Source organism: Spirillospora sp. CA-108201 (assembly GCF_050936235.1).
Lineage (GTDB): Bacteria > Actinomycetota > Actinomycetes > Streptosporangiales > Streptosporangiaceae > Spirillospora.
The window spans coordinates 5,392,197-5,407,639 of sequence record NZ_JBNJNE010000001.1 but is presented as its reverse complement, the minus strand read 5'-3'; the positions used below and the strand labels follow the sequence as shown (position 1 = coordinate 5,407,639).

Sequence of the window (15,443 nt, the reverse complement as noted above, 5' to 3'; positions counted from 1 at the left end):
GTGGCGTTCCGTCTTAGTCGGACAAGTCGCCCGCGCCCACACGACGAAAGGAGCGAAAGGTGAACTACGGAGAAGAATTGCGACGCGAGATAATGTCGGACGGGACCACCCCGCTGATCGGGGTTTTCGACATGTTCTCCGCCTCCGTCGCCGCGCAGCACTACAACGGGCTCTTCGTGTCCGGCTTCGGCTTCGCCGCGTCGCACTACGGCCTTCCCGATATCGGCTTCATCGCCTGGCCCGACATCGTCGCCTTCGTCCAGCGGCTGCGACTCGCCTTCCCCGCGCGGCACCTGCTCGTGGACATCGACGACGGCTACGTGGACCCCGAGGTCGCCTGCCACGTGGTCGAGCAGCTGGAGCTGATCGGCGCGTCCGGCGTGATCCTCGAGGACCAGCAGCGGCCGCGGCGCTGCGGCCACGTCGAGGGCAAGCGGATCCTGCCGCTGCAGGAGTACCTCGACAAGCTCGACATGGTGCTGCGGACCCGGCGCGACCTCGTCGTGGTGGCCCGCACCGACGCCGGCGAGGAGGACGAGGTCCTCGCCCGCGCCGAGGCGCTGGCGCGGACCGACGCGGACGTCGTCCTCGTCGACGGCGTCCGGAGCGTCGAGCAGATCCGCCGCGTCCGGACGGTGATCGGCGACAAGCCGCTGCTGTTCAACCAGATCGCGGGCGGGAAGTCGCCGCGCATCTCGCTGCCCGAGCTGACCGAACTCGGGGTGGGGGTCGCGATCTACAGCACCCCGTGCCTGTTCGCCGCCCAGAGCGCCATGGAGGAGGCGATCGTCCGGCTCAAGCGCGACGACGGCCGGCTGCCCGAGCACACCGCGGGCAGCGTCGGCGTCCGGGAGTCGCTGGCCCTGCTGGAACGCAACATCAGCCGTAACCACCCCAGGCAGGAACTGGCGGGCCTGCTCACCTGACCCGCCCGGCGGCCGCCGACGGCACGTCACGAGAAGCAGAGGGGCCAATGCGCACCATCGTCGCGACGCTGACGCGGCCGCACATCGACCCCTACATCGCGGCGATTCTCTGCTCCGTGGGAATCGCCGCGATGTTCCCGGCCGGCGGCGCCTTCGCCGTGGTCCTGGAACACGCGGGCACGGTCGCGATCACGCTGCTGTTCTTCCTCTACGGCGCACGGCTGCGCACTGCCGAGGCGCTGGACGGGCTCCGGCACTGGCGCCTGCACGCGGCCATCTCCTCCGTCACGTTCCTCGTCTTCCCCGCGCTGGCGCTCGCCTGCGCGCCGCTGAGCCCGGCACTGCTCAGCGAGCCCCTCTACGCGGGCGTCGTGTTCCTGGGCGTCCTGCCGTCCACGGTGCAGACGTCGATCACGCTCACCTCGATCGGACGGGGCAACGAGGCGGGCGCGATCTGCAGCGCCTCGCTGTCCAACCTGCTCGGCGTCGTCCTCACCCCGCTGCTGGCGGCCGCGCTCGTCTCGGCGGGCGACGGCGGGTTCTCGCCCGGGTCCGTCCGCGACATCGCGGTCAGGCTCCTGCTGCCCTTCCTGCTCGGCCAGGCCGCCCAGCGCCGGATCGGCGACCGGGTCCGGGCCCGCCGCCGGGCCCTGTCCCGCTACGACCGCGCGGTGATCCTGCTCGTGGTCTACACGGCCTTCAGTCAGGGCGTCGTCAACGGCGTGTGGAACGACCTCGCGCCGGTGGAACTCGGCACCCTGACCCTCGTCGTCGCGGCCCTGCTCGCCCTCGCGCTCGCGGCCGCGGGCCTCGTGTCGCGGCTCGGCGCCTTCTCCCGGCCCGACCGCGTCGCGATCCTGTTCTGCGGTTCCCAGAAGAGCCTGGCGAGCGGTCTGCCCATGGCTGCCGTCCTGTTCGAGGACGCCCGCGTCAGCACGGTCGTCCTCCCCCTGATGCTCTACCACCAGCTCCAACTACTGGTGTGCTCCTGGCTCGCCCAACGCTTCGCGGCCCCCGAGCCGAGCCCCGCGACACCCTGAAAGGACACCATGCACCGCCTTCTCATCACGTCCCTCATAGCCGTCGCCGCCTTCGCCGCCACCGGCGCGACCACTGCCTCGGCCGCCGGGGCGAACCCTCCGGGCATCGGCGTGAACGCGCTGAACACCTACAACAGCGGCGACGACGCCGGAAACGACAGTTGGCTGGAGATAGACCGCTCCCTCAACGCCGCCAAGGGCGACGGCAGCCCCGGCAGCGACATCATCAACGAGGTGAGCGGGGCGTCCAGCGGCATGTCCCCGGGCTCCTCGAACGGCTCCCTGAACGGCACCTCCACCGACCTGGCGCCGGCGGAGTCCGACGACGAGTAGACCGGGCCGCCGCCGTGCTCACCGCGGGACGGGTCACAGCAGGAAGACGAGCATGGCGGCGACCGCCACGTCCACCACGCCGCAGGCTTCGGCGTAGGAACGGGAGACGACCTTGTCCAGCTTCAGGTGGACGGCGTCCCACACTCCGTGGAGGAGCCAGCCGGCCGCCACCAGGTAGCGGCCGAGGTCGGGGTCCACCGCCAGGCCCGCGAGGGCGATCGCGCCGAACCCGAGCATCCCCGCGGCCTGCGCCCCGAAGGTCGCCCGCCCGTCCGGCGTCCCCGCGACGGCCCCCCAGACGAGCAGCACCAGCGCGGCCGCCGCGACGACGGCCGGCAGCGGGACGACGTCCAGCGTGTCGACCGCGACGATGGCCACGACCATGGCCCCGACGACGGGCCACGACGCCCCGCGCCGGCCGATCCGGTCGAGGATCAGGTACTCCAGGGGCAGCAGCGGCACCGCCTCGCCGAACCCGGACACCGCCTCGTCCGGGTCCCCGAGACCGCCGGCCAGGAAGAGCGCCGCGGCGGCGAGCGCCGCCGCCGTGGGCCAGCGCCGCGGCAGCGCGCGGCCCCGGCCTCGGCGCGTGATCTCCTGTTCCCGCACCGTGTTCCTCCTCGGATGGGCGACGCACTCCACCCTCCGGCGGCGCGGACGTCCCCGGTAGTGACGGACCACCACGGGCGCGGATGACATCTGTCATGCCGATACCGGACAAATGACACCCGCCCGGGCGGCCGTCCGCTGGAACAATGGCGGCGTGCGCGCAGCGGCCGACGAGACGGGGCTGGCCGGGTTCCGCCGCTACACCTGGTGGGCGGTGCCGGGCACGAACGTGGGCGTCCTGATCCTCTTCACCGGCGAATGGATCCTGGACGGCGACGTGCCGATCCCGCCGCGCGCCCTCAGCGCCGCCGCGCTGGCGGTCGAGGCGGCGGCGGTCGTGGCCCTGCTGAACGCGCGGCTGTCGGCCGGGCCGCGGCCCCGTCCGCCCGCGGGCTGGCCCGCCGCCGGAGCGCTGGCCGCGCTCGTGCTCGCCGCCTGCCCCCTGGCCCTGCGCAACTACGGGCTGTGGCCCGTCGCGCCCGCGATCATGGCGGCGGTCGCCGCGACCCATCTGGACCGCCGGCGCCGGCGGCGGCTGATCGTCGCCGCGGTGCTCGCAGCGGCGCTGCCGGGCGGCGCCGTCAGCCTCCTGAGCGGCGACGGCGAGCTGCCCTACGCCGCGCTGTTCCCGTCCGGGGTCACCGCGTTCGTCGTCTGGGCCATGCTCGGTCCCCTGTGGGCCTGGGACGTCGCGGGACGGCTGGACGAGGCGCGCCGTCTCTCGGCCGAGCTCGCCGTGAAGGACGAGCGCCTCCGGTTCGCCGCCGACCTGCACGACATCCAGGGGCACCACCTCCAGGTCATCGCCCTGAAGAGCGAACTGGCCGCCCGGCTCGCCGGGACCGACCCGCCGCGCGCCGCCGCCGAGATGCGCGACGTCCGGCGGCTGGCCGCCGACGCGCTCCGCGACACCCGCGCGGTGGTCCTCGGCTACCGCCGCACCAGCCTGGACGACGAGATCGCCAACGCCACCCGGATCCTCGCCGCCGCGGGCATCGACGCCCGCACGACCACGGCCCCCGCCCCCGTCGGCGACACCGCCCGCCACCTTCTGGGACTGGTGATGAGAGAGGCGACCACCAACCTCCTGCGCCACAGCCGGGCGCGCCACGCGTCCGTCGACTACCGCGTGAGCGGCGGCGTCGCCCGCCTCACGGTGGGCAACGACGGCGCGTCCGAGCCCGGCGCGGACCCCGGCACCGGCCTGGACGCCCTCGCCGGCCGCCTGCGGACCGCGGGCGGCGACCTCACCTGGACCCGCGACGCCGACCGCTTCGAACTCACGGCGTCCCTGCCCGCGGCGATCGGCGGGGACCGGTGATCCGGCTCCTGATCGCCGACGACGAAGAGCTCCTCCGCAGCGCCCTGGTCTCCCTCCTCGGGCTCGAAGACGACCTCGCGGTGGTCGCCGAGGCGTCCACGTCCACCGACGCGGTCCGGCTGGCCCGCGAGCACGCCCCGGACATCGCGGTCCTGGACCTGGAGATGCCGCCCGCCGACGGCCTGCAGGCCGCCGAGGAGATCAGGGCCGGACTGCCGACCCAGATCGTCCTGGTCACCCGGCACGCCCGCCCCGCCGTCCTGCGCCGCGCCCTCGCCGCCGGCGTCCGCGGCTTCGTCCCGAAGACGACCTCCGCGTCCCGGCTCGCCGAGATCATCCGCGACGTCGCCGCCGGCCGCCGCTACGTCGACCCGGACATCGCCGCGTCCGCCCTGACCGAGGACGACTGCCCCCTCACCGACCGCGAACTGGAGGTCCTGCGCGCCGCCCGCACCGGAGCCTCGGTCAACGAGATCGCCGCGCAGGTCCACCTGGCCCCCGGCACCGTCCGCAACTACCTCTCCACCGCCATGACCAAGCTCCGGGCCCCCACCCGCCACGCCGCCGCCCACCAGGCCTGGCAGCAGGGCTGGATCTGACGCGCCGCCGCGCCGGCCCTGGCGGGGCCACGGGGTCAGCGGACCTCGCGGAAGAACTGCCAGAGGTCGGAGACCAGGAGGTCGGGTGCGTCGTGCGCGGCGAAGTGGCCGCCCCGGTCGTAGACGTTCCAGGAGACGATGTTCTTGTGGTCGCGGTCGGCGAACGTCCGGATCGACTGGTAGTCCCAGGCGAAATTGGCCAGGCCGAGAGGGACGGTGGTCGGCTCGGGCACGCTGGTCCCCCGGCCGTTCGTCTTCTGCCGGGGGTGGGCCGTCGCCGCGTCCTCGTAGTAGAAGCGGGCGGCTGAGGCCGCGGTGTCGGTCAGCCAGTAGAGCATCACGTTGGTGAGCACGAGGTCGGGGTCGAGCTGGCCGAGAAGCTGGGCGTGCCAGCCCAGCAGGCCGGCGGGGGAGTCGGCCAGAGCGTGCGCCAGGTTCTGCGGCTCGGTGGACTGGAGCTTGTCGTACGCGCCGCGGTTCTGGACGAACCACTCGGCGAACGCGAGCTTGCCCCGCTCCTCCTCGGTGAGGCCGTCCAGCTCGGCGGGGTCGCCCGAGGGGAACGAGAAGACCTGCGTGACGTGCACCCCGCAGACGCGCTCGGGGTCGACCCGGCCCACCTCGGGCGAGATCAGCGATCCGCCGTCGTTGCCGGCCGCGCCGTAGCGGTCGTAGCCGAGCCGGCGCATCAGCTCGGCCCAGGCGCGCGCCACCCGGGACCGGTCCCAGCCGCTCTCCCGGGTCGGCCCGGAGAGGCCGAAGCCCGGTACGGACGGGATGACCAGGTGGAACGCGTCCGCCGGGTCGCCGCCGTGGGCCCGCGGGTCGGTGAGCGGGCCGATCACGTCCAGCCACTCGACCACCGTGGTCGGCCAGCCGTGCGTCAGGATCAGCGGCGTCGCGTCCGGTTCCGGCGACCGCACGTGCAGGAAGTGGACGTTCTGGCCGTCGATCTCGGTGGTGAACTGCGGGTACGCGTTCAGCCTCGCCTCCCAGGCGCGCCAGTCGTACTCGGTGCGCCACCGCTCGACCAGCTGCTTGACGTAGCCCACCGGGACGCCGTACTCCCATCCGGGCGGCACCGGGCCGGCGGGCGCCGGCCCGGCGGCGGGCGGCTCCTGCGCCCACCGGGTCCGGTCCAGCCGCCGCTGGAGGTCGTCGAGCTCGGCCTGGGGGATCTCGATCCGGAACGGGGTGATCGTGCTGTTGTTCTCCATGGCTGTACCGTAGGAACCGTTTAGGCAAGGTTCATGCCTAAAGGACGGGTGGACTTCGAGAATGCTGGAAACCTCGGCGCGCCTGCTGCGCCTGCTCTCGCTCCTCCAGACGCCCCGCGACTGGACCGGCGCCGAACTGGCCGAGCGGCTGGCGGTCAGTCCCCGGACCGTCCGCAACGACATGGAACGCCTGCGCAACCTCGGCTACCCGGTGCACGGCACCCGGGGGTCCGAGGGTGGCTACCGCCTCGGCGCCGGGGCCGCGCTGCCGCCGCTGCTGCTCGACGACGAGGAGGCGGTCGCGGTCGCGATCGGGCTGCGCACCGCCGCCGGGGGGACGATCAGCGGGGTCGAGGAGACCTCGCTGCGCGCGCTGGCGAAACTGGAGCAGGTGCTGCCGTCCCGGCTCCGGCGCCGCGTCGGCGCCCTCCAGCGGTACGCGGTCGCGGTGCCCCGGGACGAGCCGGGCCCGCGGGTGGACGCCGACACGCTGAGCGTCCTCGCGGCCGCCTGCCGCGACCACGAGCGCCTGCGCTTCGACTACCGGAGCCACGACGGCTCGTCGAGCCGGCGCGAGGCGGAGCCGTACCGGCTCGTCAATTGGGGGAGGCGGTGGTACCTCGTCGCGTTCGACGTCGAGCGGGACGACTGGCGGACGTTCCGCGTGGACCGGCTCAGCCCGCGCATCCCGGCGGGCCCCCGGTTCGCTCCCCGCGAGCTCCCCGAGGAGGCCGTCGACCGGGTGCGCCGAGGCGTGTCGTCGGCCGCCTGGCGGTACCGGGCCCGGGTCGTCGTGCGCGCCCCGGCCGAACGGGTCGCCGAACGGATCAACGCCGCCGTCGGGACGGTCACCCCGGTCGACGACGCCAGCTGCGTGCTGGACACCGGCGCGGACAGCATCGAGACGCTCGCCGTCCACCTCGGCCTGCTCGGCGCCGACTTCACCGTGACGGAGCCCGCCGAGCTCGTCGCGTTCGTGCGCGCGCTCGCCGATCGCTACCACCGCGCCGTCGAGCCGGAGCCGCGTTCTACCTGACCCGGACGGACACGGCGCCTTAGGGGGCCTGTCCCGAAAAGGCCCCGGCCACGCGCGAACGCGTGAACTGCCCGGTGGAGCGAAGCCGGAGGCGAGCGGAACCGGGCAGATCGCGGAGCGATGTCGCGTTCGCCCAGGCCCGGTCACGCAGCGAGCCGCCAGGCGAGCGAAGTGGGCCGGGACTTTTGAAACACAGCCGCCAGGCGAGCGAAGTGGGCCGGGACTGTGAAACACGGCCTACATCCGCGGGCGGGTGCGGGCCCGCCGCTCCGTCCGGAGTCGCGGGTCCAAGACCGGACGCCGGGCGGAGGTCCCGGGGCGCCGGGTTCCCTAGCGTCGAACCGGTGCCGCCGGACGGCGGACGTGATCAGACGGGCGGTCATGAAGATGTCGGGTCTCAAAAGCGTGTCCACCGTGCTCGCGGCGGTCTCGGCCATGGGGGCGCTGACGGCGTTCCGTCCGCCGCACGAGCCCGCGCAGGCGCCGCTGACCGTGCGCGTGGACTCCGGAAGCGTGCGGGGCATCGCGAAGGGGAAGGCCCGGCAGTTCCTCGGCATCCCCTACGCCGAACCGCCTACGGGTGCCCGGCGCTGGACGCTGCCGCGCGATCCCCGTCCGTGGAGCGGCGTCAGGGAGGCCGGACGGCCGGGGAAGGACTGCGCGCAGGGCACGCCGGGGCCCAAGGACCCGTCCAGCGAGGACTGCCTCTTCGTCAACGTCACCGCCCCGCGCGGTCACCACGGTCCCCTGCCCGTGATGGTGTGGTGGCACGGCGGCGGCTACACCCAGGGGAGCGGGAAGGACTACGACGCCGTCCGGCTGGCGACCGAGGGCAGGGCCGTCGTCGTCACGGTGAACTACCGGCTCGGGATCTTCGGGTACCTGGGGCTGCCCGGCCTGGCCGGGTCGGGCGGCTTCGGCTTCGCCGACCAGATCGCGGCGCTGCGGTGGGCGCGGCGCAACGCCTCGGCGTTCGGCGGGGACCCGCACAACGTCACCGTCTTCGGCCAGTCGGCGGGGGCGATGTCGGCCTGCGCGCTGCTCACCTCGCCCGAGGCCCGGGGGCTGATCGACAAGGCGATCATCTCGTCGGGATCGTGCGGGCTGCGCTGGCCCGCCGGCGGCCTGTTCCCCGGCGCGCCCGCCGACCGGCCCTACGTCCCCGTCGAGCAGGGACAGGACGACGGCCTGGCCGCCGCCGAGGAGCTGGAGTGCGCCGGCGCGGGCGCGCTGGCGTGCCTGCGGGGCAAGACCACCGCCGAACTCCTCCCGCACTCGCCGTCCTTCGCCGACCACCTCGCCTACGGCACAGCGCTGCTGCCGCGCGACCCCGCGGCGGCGCTCCGCGCGGGCGCGTTCGCCCGCGTTCCGGTGCTCGTCGGCGGCACCCGCGACGAGGCCCGCTCCTTCGTCGCCGGCGCCATCCAGTACGACCCGGAGCTGATCACGGACGAGACCTATCCCCGGCTGCTGGGGGAGGCGTTCGGATCCGCCGCGGGCAAGGTCGTCTCTCGGTACCCGCTGTCGCGGTACCCGTCGGCGGGGCTGGCCTGGGCGACGGTCCTGACCGACGCCTCCTGGGCCTGCTCCACCCTGGCGGGCGCCCGGGACCTCGCCGCGCGCACGACCGTGTACTCCTACGAGTTCGCCGACGAGAACGCGCCCAACGTCAACGGCCTGCACGTCCCCGACGTCCCGCAGGGCGCCGCCCGCGCTGGCGGCCCGGCGCCGCGCCGCTGAGCCTCGCGCCGGGCGCGATCCGGACCGTGGACGCCGGGGCGGAGCACGGCTGCGGGTTCTGGGAGGCGACGACCCGGTGACCGAGGCGGGTCCCCCGGTCGCGGAACGTCGCCGGCGTGCGCGGCGCGCTGCGATGATGGGGGACCGCCGGCGGCGGGGCCGGGCCGGCCGGGCGCGGGCCCGGTCGCCCCCGAGGGAGCCTCCATGACGATCAAGGTGCTCGTCGCCGACGACCAGGATCTGGTCCGGGCCGGATTCTGCATGATCATCGACGCCCGGGACGATCTGGAGGTCGTCGGCGAGGCGGGCGACGGCGACCAGGCCGTCCGGGAGGCCGCCCGGCTGCGCCCCGACGTCGTCCTGATGGACGTGCGGATGCCCGGGACCGACGGCATCGCCGCCACCCGGCGGATCACCGCCGCCGCCGACCCGCCCCGGGTCGTCATCCTGACCACCTTCGACCTGGACGAGCCGCTCTACGCCGCGCTGCGGGCCGGGGCGAGCGGCTTCCTGCTCAAGGACGTGCGCCCGCCGGAACTGGCCGACGCCGTCAGGGTGGTCTCCCGGGGCGAGGCGCTGCTGGCCCCGACCGTGACGCGCCGCCTCCTCGACCGGTTCGTGGCCGTCCAGCGGAGCGAGCCCGTCCGGCCCGAGCGGCTGTCCGAGCTGACGGGCCGCGAGGTGGAGGTGCTCACGCTGGTCGCCCGGGCCGCCTCCAACGCCGAGATCGCCGGATATCTGTCCCTCGCTGAGGCGACCGTGAAGACCCACGTCTCGTCCATCCTGCGCAAGCTCGGCGCCCGCGACCGCGTGCACGCCGTCGTGATGGCCTACGACCTCGGTATCGTCCGCCCCCGCCCCTCCCTCTGAAGTCGCATCCGCAAGACCCCTCGCGCGACCGAGGCCCCGCGGATCCGCCCGGCCCTAACCTGATCACAGGAAGTGAGAAGGCGATCACCAAGGGCAGGCGAGTTCATGTTCAGGACACGACGGGTGCACAAGGACGAGGCGTGGGAGGGCGTCGTCGCGGACAAGTCCCGCACCATGCCGGACGGGTCGAACCTCTACCACTACCTCAAGGTGACCTTCACCGACGGCACGAGCAAGAAGATCCGCGTGGACGGCTCCCTCTGGGAGTCGGTGAGCCCCGGCGACCAGATCGTCAAGCGCGCCGGATCCGACCCCGCCAAGCAGTAGCGGCGCCCGGCGCCGCGCCGGCCGCCCGATCGATCATCGGAGGAACCACATGCGCAAGGTCGTGCTCTACCACCTGATGTCGCTGGACGGGGTCGCCCACGAGGACGGCGACCGGCTCGCCGACGACGGCCCCCAGCTGGTCGACTACCTCGGCCGGGTCATCGCCGCGCAGGACGACGTCCTGCTGGGGCGCGGAACGTACGACTACTGGGTCGAGCACTGGCCCGCGTCGGACCTCCAGCCGTTCGCCGACTTCATCAACGGCACCCACAAGCACGTCGTCACCTCCAGCGCGTTCAGCCGGGAATGGGCCAACTCCACCCGGGTCACCGCGGACGTCCACGACCACGTCACCGCCATGAAGCGCGAGCCCGGCGGCGACATCGGCGTCCACGGCAGCATCGAACTGGCCCGCTCGCTGCTGAGGGCCGGGCTCGTCGACGAGCTGCGGCTCGTCGTCGCCCCGGCGGTGGTCGGGCACGGCAGGCGGGTGTTCGACGCCGACGGCGTCCAGTCGTGGAGGCTCGCCGAGGTCGAGCAGGGGAAGAACGGCACGCTCTTCCTGGACTACAGCCGCTGACGGGCCGCCTCGGCCGGGCGGTCCCCGCGGGTCCAGGGCCAGGTGATCAGGGCCCAGCCGAGCAGGATGACCGCCGCCTCGACCAGCACGTACCAGGGCCACGGCCCCATCACGTCCAGGACCGAACCGGTGCCGGGCTTGTCGTTGAGGTACCCGTAGTTCGTCCCCGCGGCCAGGTTGAAGACGAACGTGGCGACGGCCCACGCCGTGGTGACGGCGACCGCGAACCCGTAGTCGCCCCAGCCCGGCCGCATCCCGAGCCCCCAGGTCAGGTACACCGCGGACCACACGATCATCAGGTGCATCCCGAAGAAGCCCAGGTAGTCGATGCCGGGATAGTCCGCGCCGTTGAGCGCCGGGGTGAGCAGGCCCTGCACCGACAGGGTCAGGCCCCAGTAGTACGTCAGCGCGAACCATCGCCGGCCGAGCGTCCACAGCGCGCCGACCGTGGTCAGCCAGGCCACGTCGCACAGCTGGAGAGGCAGCGACCCGCCGATCCGCCACTGCCCGGGGAGCAGGGTGTGGGCCTGCGTGCCGATCATCACGTACACGACCGCCAGCGCGTACGCCCTGCCGAACCCCCGCGCCCGCCCGCCGGACTCCCCGCCCGGCTCCGCGTCCGCCCGCTGCGCCCGGCCCGCGAGCACCAGGCCGGCGCAGCCGACCGCGAACAGCCCGAGCGCCGCCCAGTGCGAGGGCCCGTACGCGGCGAAGCGGCCGGCGACGGTCAGCGGCATGCCGCGATGCTAACCGGCCCGGCGGCGGTTCGCCGCCCTCAGCGCAGGGTCGCGGAGTGGTCGGGGACGTAGGTCTGCATGTCGCGCGGCGGCCGCTCGTAGCCCTTGGAGGGCGGGCGCTCGGGGAGCGGCAGCCGCGGCGGCTCCACGACGCGGTACGGGATCGTCGACAGCAGATGGGCGATCATGTTGATCCGCGCGCGCCGCTTGTCCTCGCTCTCCACGACGTACCAGGGCGCCTCGGGGATGTCGGTGTGCACGAACATCTCGTCCTTGGCGCGGGAGTAGTCCTCCCAGCGGGTGATGGACTCCAGGTCCATCGGCGACAGCTTCCACCGCCGCGTCGGGTCGGCCAGGCGGCTGCGGAAACGGCGCTCCTGCTCGGCGTCGCTCACCGAGAACCAGTACTTGCGCAGCAGGAGCCCGTCCTCGACCAGCAGCCGCTCGAAGATCGGGCACTGGTGGAGGAAGCGCGTGTACTCCTGCTTGGAGCAGAAGCCCATGACCCGCTCGACGCCCGCCCGGTTGTACCAGGAGCGGTCGAACAGGACGATCTCCCCGGCGGCGGGCAGATGCTCGACGTAGCGCTGGAAGTACCACTGGGTGCGCTCGCGGTCGGTCGGGACGGGCAGCGCGACGATCCGGGCGACGCGGGGGTTGAGGTACTCGGTGACCCGCTTGATCGTGCTGCCCTTGCCGGCCGCGTCCCGTCCCTCGAACACCACCGCGGCGCGCGCGCCCTCGCTGCGCACCCACTCCTGCAGGTTCACCAGCTCCGCCTGGAGGCGGGCCAGCTCCGGCTCGTACACGCGCCGGGGCAGCCGCTTGACCTTGCTCATGCGGAGATCCTTACCCAAGCCGGCGCCCCGCCGCCCCCGGAGATATTTACCTTCGGGGTAGAAGAGCGCAGGGCGGCCCACCGTACCGTGAAGGCATGGACGACGTTGCGGCGCGCGACCGGGTCCAGGAGGCGGCCACCAGGCTCTTCGCCGCGCTGGGATACGACGAGACGAACCTGCGGATGATCGCTGACGCCGCGGGCGTCCCGGCCGCGCGGATGACCGAACTGGTGGGCGGGAAGCGCGAACTCTACGTGGCCATCATGCAGCGCTCCTACGAGGACGAGTACGCGACGCTCCGCGAGGCGGTCGACACGACCGACTCCCCGCGCGCCGCCCTTCACCGGATCCTGGACGCCTACCTGGACTACCACGTCTCGCACCCGCTCATCCACGCGGTGTGGATGCACCGGTGGGGAGCCGACGCTCTCGACGTCCGCGGTCTGGAGGACCGCTACCAGCGTCCCATCCTCCGGATGTGCACCCGCAGGATCCGCGACGCGGTCCCACCCGGGATCGACCCCTACTTCGTCCTGTCCCCCATGATGTGGTGCGTGTACGGCTTCATCAGCTCCGGTGTGTTCGCCCGCGGCCAGGGCATGGTGAGCGCCACCGACCCGGCGGCCCTGGACTGGTTCCGCTCCTGCATGCACGTGCTCATGGACCGCCTGACGGCCCCGCCCCCTCCCTAGGGCCGCCCCGCCCGCGGCGGCGCGGGGTGCAGGTAGGGGGCGAGGAGGTCGTGGGCAAGGCGGCGTGCCGCCCGTTCGGCGAGGCCGTCCTCGATCATTCGTGTCAGGGCGTAGACGATCGACTGGACGAGTTCGGCCGTCCGGTCGGGGTCGGAGGCGCCGTGGTCCGCCAGGGCCGCGCGGAGCGGCGTCTGGAGTTCGTCGTGGAGCAGGCGGCTGGAGTCGACCAGCGCGTCGGTGCGGCCGGTGGCCGCGAGGGCGCGGGCCAGCGCGTGGTCTCCGCGGGCGACGAGGCGGAGGTTGGCGTAGACGTAGGCCAGGACCCGGTCGCCGGGGGTCCCGGCCTTGCGCATCCGCGCCTCGACGTAGGCGGACCAGCGCGGGAAGGTGTCGACGATGAGGGCGTCGAGCAGATCGTCGCGGGACCTGAAGTAGGCGTACACGCTGGAGCGGGCGAGGCCGGCCCGGCGGGCGACGTCCGCCAGGCCGGGGGCCCGCTCGGCGTCCTCGGACAGCAGGGCGCGGGCGGCGTCGAGCAGGGCCGCCCGCTGCGCGGCCCGGTGCTCGGCCACGGTCGGCGCCTGGATCTTCGGCACGCGGCCCTCCTCCTCGCTGGACGGCCTGGCCGGGGCGTCAGGCGAGCGGGGCCAGGCGTCCGTCGATCATCTCGTACACCGTGTCACAGTGTTCGAGAACGTCGTGGTCGTGGGTCACCATGATGGCCGCCACGCCGCCTCGCCTCGCCTCGCGGGCGAGCAGGCGGACGATCTCGTGGCTGCGCGCCCGGTCCAGGGCGGCGGTGGGCTCGTCCACGAGCAGCACGCTCGGCCCGGTCACCAGGGCCCGGGCGATGCCGACCCGCTGCCGCTCCCCGCCCGACAGCCGGTGGGGGTGCCGGTCGGCCTTGTCCGCCATTCCCACGTCCTCCAGCAGCGCGAGCGGGTCGCGGACGGAACGGGCGCGGCGCGGACGGAACCGCAGCGGCAGCCGGAGCTGGTCGAGGGCGGTGAGCGCCGGGACCAGGTTGCCCGACTGGAAGACGAACCCGACGTGCTCGCGCCGCAGCCTCGCCCTGGCTCTCGCGCCGGCGGCCGTGATGTCGACCCCCGCGAGCGTGACCGTGCCCCGGTCCGGGCGGGCGAGCCCGCCCGCGACCGCGAGCAGGCTCGACTTGCCGGCGCCGGACGGGCCGACGACGGCGGCCAGCTCGCCCGGACGCACCGCGAGGTCGACGTCGTCGAGGGCCCGGACGGTCTCGGAGCCGTCGCCGTGTCCGAGGCAGACGCCCTCCATGACCAGGCCCGGGCGGGCGTGGGCGCCGGCTTCCCGGCCCCCGGCGGTCGGTGCGGTCCGGCCGGTCACCGGTTGCCTCCGAGGGCGGTGGCGGGGTCGACGGAGGCGATCCGGGCGACGGCGGCGCCGGCACCGGCGAGCCCGAGGAGGACGAGGCCCGCGGCGGCGGCCGCGACGCTCGGGGCGCTGAGGGCGAACGGCATGCCGCCGCCGGTGATGAGCGAGCCGAGGCCGACGCCGATCCCGGCGCCGATCGCGACGGCGGCGACGAGCAGGAGGAGCGCCTGGGTGAGCGCGTCGCGCAGGAGCCAGCGTCTCGACGCGCCCATGGCGCGCAGCACGGCGACCTCGTGCCCGCGCTGGATCGCCCAGACGGCGAAGAACGCTCCGACGACCAGCGCGGAGATCGCGTACAGGAACACCCTGATGAGCTGGAGCGTGGACGTCTCGGCCGAGTAGCCGGGCGAGGCGCCGTAGGAGTCCCGCAGCGTGAGGCTCTCGGTCCCGGCGGCGGCGTCACCCGCGGCGAGGTCGACCGAGGCGCCGGATCGCGCGCGCACCGCCACGGCGGTGATCTCCTGCGTGGCGTGGGCGGGCGCCGGGCCGCCCGGGGCCGCGCCGGCCTTGATCAGCTGCCAGGTCCGCAGCGGCACGTAGGCCACGTCGACATGCCCGAAGGTGTCCTGCCGGGGGGTGGCGCCGACGACGCGCAGCCTCGTCCCGAGCCGGGCGACCGTGATCGTGTCGCCGACGCGCAGGCCGGCGTCCAGGGCCGTGGCGCTGACGACGACGCCGTCCGCGGCGTCCAGGCGCGAGCCCTCGCCCACCTCGGGGGAGAGGAACGAGTCCGGTGCCACCCCGAACAGCGCGAGGTCGACGTCCACACCCCGGTCGCTCCTGGTGTTGACGAGCGTGTTCCCGTAGGGGGCCGCCTCCGCGACGCCCGGCCTGCTCCGCCAGGCGTCCACGGCGGACACGTCCACCACGCTCCGGGAGAAGGCGGAGTCGTGCTGGACGTCCCGCTCGAACGCGAAGGACGTGACCGGAAGGTTCTGCAGCCCGGACACGCCGTCCCTGACCAGGCCCACCGACAGCCCGGACAGCATGACCACGAGCACCGCGATCAGGCCCACGACGGCGCCCATCAGCCCGAACCGGACCTTGGCGAACCGCAGCTCACGAAGCGCGAGGAACATCAGCCCCACGCCCGGACACTTGTCGACATCATGTCGACAAGATAGCAACACGTTGTCGCCAACTTGTCCCCTGGGGGGCGGTCGGGGC

General features: G+C 73.8%; 18 protein-coding genes. 11 read left to right on the top strand and 7 right to left on the bottom strand.

Annotated features, from left to right (window positions below; translation table 11 throughout):
- The first annotated feature begins 59 nt into the window (after positions 1–59).
- The 3 genes from ACQEU6_RS25925 to ACQEU6_RS25915 are packed head-to-tail and all read left to right on the top strand — an operon-like array spanning position 60 to position 2,299.
- Complete coding sequence (locus tag ACQEU6_RS25925) at positions 60–926, top strand: isocitrate lyase/PEP mutase family protein (RefSeq protein WP_499335625.1); 867 nt, start codon at positions 60–62, stop codon at positions 924–926.
- Between the two features lie 47 nt (positions 927–973).
- Positions 974–1,966 (top strand): bile acid:sodium symporter family protein, encoded by a 993-nt coding sequence (locus tag ACQEU6_RS25920; RefSeq protein ID WP_499335624.1) that lies wholly within the window; start codon positions 974–976, stop codon positions 1,964–1,966.
- A gap of 9 nt (positions 1,967–1,975) precedes the next feature.
- Entirely contained in the window at positions 1,976–2,299 is a 324-nt protein-coding gene (locus ACQEU6_RS25915; RefSeq protein ID WP_499335623.1) for a hypothetical protein, read from the top strand.
- Positions 2,300–2,332: 33 nt separating this feature from the next.
- Here the strand turns inward: ACQEU6_RS25915 and ACQEU6_RS25910 are convergent, their stop codons facing one another.
- A complete protein-coding gene (locus ACQEU6_RS25910) occupies positions 2,333–2,908 on the bottom strand; it encodes a hypothetical protein (protein ID WP_499335622.1) in 576 nt (191 codons plus the stop codon).
- Positions 2,909–3,062: 154 nt separating this feature from the next.
- Here ACQEU6_RS25910 and ACQEU6_RS25905 point away from each other — a divergent pair, with 154 nt between their 5' ends.
- The gene (locus ACQEU6_RS25905) at positions 3,063–4,229 is read left to right on the top strand and encodes a sensor histidine kinase (protein WP_499335621.1); all 1,167 of its coding nucleotides are present in this window, start codon (positions 3,063–3,065) and stop codon (positions 4,227–4,229) included.
- A complete protein-coding gene (locus ACQEU6_RS25900) occupies positions 4,226–4,828 on the top strand; it encodes a response regulator transcription factor (RefSeq protein WP_499335620.1) in 603 nt (200 codons plus the stop codon). The genes ACQEU6_RS25905 and ACQEU6_RS25900 overlap by 4 nt, the downstream gene beginning before the upstream one ends.
- A gap of 35 nt (positions 4,829–4,863) precedes the next feature.
- Here ACQEU6_RS25900 and ACQEU6_RS25895 read toward each other — a convergent pair whose 3' ends face one another.
- Positions 4,864–6,045: an epoxide hydrolase family protein gene (locus ACQEU6_RS25895; RefSeq protein WP_499335619.1), complete on the bottom strand. Its 1,182-nt coding sequence runs from the start codon at positions 6,043–6,045 to the stop codon at positions 4,864–4,866.
- A 61-nt stretch (positions 6,046–6,106) separates the two neighbouring features.
- Here ACQEU6_RS25895 and ACQEU6_RS25890 point away from each other — a divergent pair, with 61 nt between their 5' ends.
- From ACQEU6_RS25890 to ACQEU6_RS25870, 5 genes are all read left to right on the top strand, one after another.
- Positions 6,107–7,081, top strand: coding sequence for a helix-turn-helix transcriptional regulator (locus tag ACQEU6_RS25890; protein WP_499335618.1), 975 nt, complete (start codon positions 6,107–6,109; stop codon positions 7,079–7,081).
- Positions 7,082–7,462: 381 nt separating this feature from the next.
- Positions 7,463–8,821 carry a carboxylesterase/lipase family protein gene (locus tag ACQEU6_RS25885; RefSeq protein WP_499335617.1) on the top strand — a complete coding sequence of 453 codons (1,359 nt, stop codon included), beginning with the start codon at positions 7,463–7,465 and terminating at the stop codon, positions 8,819–8,821.
- A 204-nt stretch (positions 8,822–9,025) separates the two neighbouring features.
- Positions 9,026–9,691: a response regulator gene (locus tag ACQEU6_RS25880; protein WP_499335616.1), complete on the top strand. Its 666-nt coding sequence runs from the start codon at positions 9,026–9,028 to the stop codon at positions 9,689–9,691.
- Positions 9,692–9,796: 105 nt separating this feature from the next.
- The gene (locus ACQEU6_RS25875; protein WP_499335615.1) at positions 9,797–10,018 is read left to right on the top strand and encodes a DUF7489 domain-containing protein; all 222 of its coding nucleotides are present in this window, start codon (positions 9,797–9,799) and stop codon (positions 10,016–10,018) included.
- 49 nt (positions 10,019–10,067) lie between these two features.
- Positions 10,068–10,598, top strand: a complete 531-nt coding sequence (locus ACQEU6_RS25870) for a dihydrofolate reductase family protein (RefSeq protein ID WP_499335614.1) — start codon at positions 10,068–10,070, stop codon at positions 10,596–10,598.
- Here ACQEU6_RS25870 and ACQEU6_RS25865 read toward each other — a convergent pair.
- Together ACQEU6_RS25865 and ppk2 are read right to left on the bottom strand one after the other, a co-directional pair.
- Entirely contained in the window at positions 10,586–11,335 is a 750-nt protein-coding gene (locus tag ACQEU6_RS25865; protein ID WP_499335613.1) for a YwaF family protein, read from the bottom strand. The two genes, ACQEU6_RS25870 and ACQEU6_RS25865, sit on opposite strands and share 13 nt — an antisense overlap.
- A 38-nt stretch (positions 11,336–11,373) precedes the next feature.
- A complete protein-coding gene (gene ppk2 / locus ACQEU6_RS25860; RefSeq protein WP_499335612.1) occupies positions 11,374–12,174 on the bottom strand; it encodes a polyphosphate kinase 2 in 801 nt (266 codons plus the stop codon).
- Between the two features lie 95 nt (positions 12,175–12,269).
- Between ppk2 and ACQEU6_RS25855 the strand changes: the two genes are divergently transcribed.
- Positions 12,270–12,866: a TetR/AcrR family transcriptional regulator gene (locus tag ACQEU6_RS25855; protein WP_499335611.1), complete on the top strand. Its 597-nt coding sequence runs from the start codon at positions 12,270–12,272 to the stop codon at positions 12,864–12,866.
- On the opposite strand, the gene ACQEU6_RS25850 is transcribed toward ACQEU6_RS25855, so the two are convergent.
- The 3 genes from ACQEU6_RS25850 to ACQEU6_RS25840 form a co-directional block, all read right to left on the bottom strand.
- On the bottom strand, positions 12,863–13,462 hold the full coding sequence (locus ACQEU6_RS25850; protein ID WP_499335610.1) for a TetR/AcrR family transcriptional regulator: 600 nt from the start codon (positions 13,460–13,462) through the stop codon (positions 12,863–12,865). The genes ACQEU6_RS25855 and ACQEU6_RS25850 overlap by 4 nt on opposite strands.
- A 37-nt stretch (positions 13,463–13,499) precedes the next feature.
- Positions 13,500–14,159, bottom strand: a complete 660-nt coding sequence (locus ACQEU6_RS25845) for an ABC transporter ATP-binding protein (protein ID WP_499340349.1) — start codon at positions 14,157–14,159, stop codon at positions 13,500–13,502.
- Between the two features lie 65 nt (positions 14,160–14,224).
- Positions 14,225–15,355 carry an ABC transporter permease gene (locus ACQEU6_RS25840; RefSeq protein WP_499340347.1) on the bottom strand — a complete coding sequence of 377 codons (1,131 nt, stop codon included), beginning with the start codon at positions 15,353–15,355 and terminating at the stop codon, positions 14,225–14,227.
- Positions 15,356–15,443: the final 88 nt, after the last annotated feature.

Coding starts and splice junctions, on each gene's coding strand:
- ACQEU6_RS25915 (WP_499335623.1), top strand. CDS start 1,976: ATGCACCGCCTTCTCATCACGTCCCTCATAGCCGTCGCCGCCTTCGCC.
- ACQEU6_RS25875 (WP_499335615.1), top strand. CDS start 9,797: ATGTTCAGGACACGACGGGTGCACAAGGACGAGGCGTGGGAGGGCGTC.
- ACQEU6_RS25870 (WP_499335614.1), top strand. CDS start 10,068: ATGCGCAAGGTCGTGCTCTACCACCTGATGTCGCTGGACGGGGTCGCC.
- ACQEU6_RS25895 (WP_499335619.1), bottom strand. CDS start 6,045: ATGGAGAACAACAGCACGATCACCCCGTTCCGGATCGAGATCCCCCAG.
- ACQEU6_RS25855 (WP_499335611.1), top strand. CDS start 12,270: ATGGACGACGTTGCGGCGCGCGACCGGGTCCAGGAGGCGGCCACCAGG.
- ACQEU6_RS25890 (WP_499335618.1), top strand. CDS start 6,107: ATGCTGGAAACCTCGGCGCGCCTGCTGCGCCTGCTCTCGCTCCTCCAG.
- ACQEU6_RS25840 (WP_499340347.1), bottom strand. CDS start 15,355: ATGTTCCTCGCGCTTCGTGAGCTGCGGTTCGCCAAGGTCCGGTTCGGG.
- ACQEU6_RS25920 (WP_499335624.1), top strand. CDS start 974: ATGCGCACCATCGTCGCGACGCTGACGCGGCCGCACATCGACCCCTAC.
- ppk2 (WP_499335612.1), bottom strand. CDS start 12,174: ATGAGCAAGGTCAAGCGGCTGCCCCGGCGCGTGTACGAGCCGGAGCTG.
- ACQEU6_RS25885 (WP_499335617.1), top strand. CDS start 7,463: ATGAAGATGTCGGGTCTCAAAAGCGTGTCCACCGTGCTCGCGGCGGTC.
- ACQEU6_RS25865 (WP_499335613.1), bottom strand. CDS start 11,335: ATGCCGCTGACCGTCGCCGGCCGCTTCGCCGCGTACGGGCCCTCGCAC.
- ACQEU6_RS25845 (WP_499340349.1), bottom strand. CDS start 14,159: ATGGAGGGCGTCTGCCTCGGACACGGCGACGGCTCCGAGACCGTCCGG.
- ACQEU6_RS25880 (WP_499335616.1), top strand. CDS start 9,026: ATGACGATCAAGGTGCTCGTCGCCGACGACCAGGATCTGGTCCGGGCC.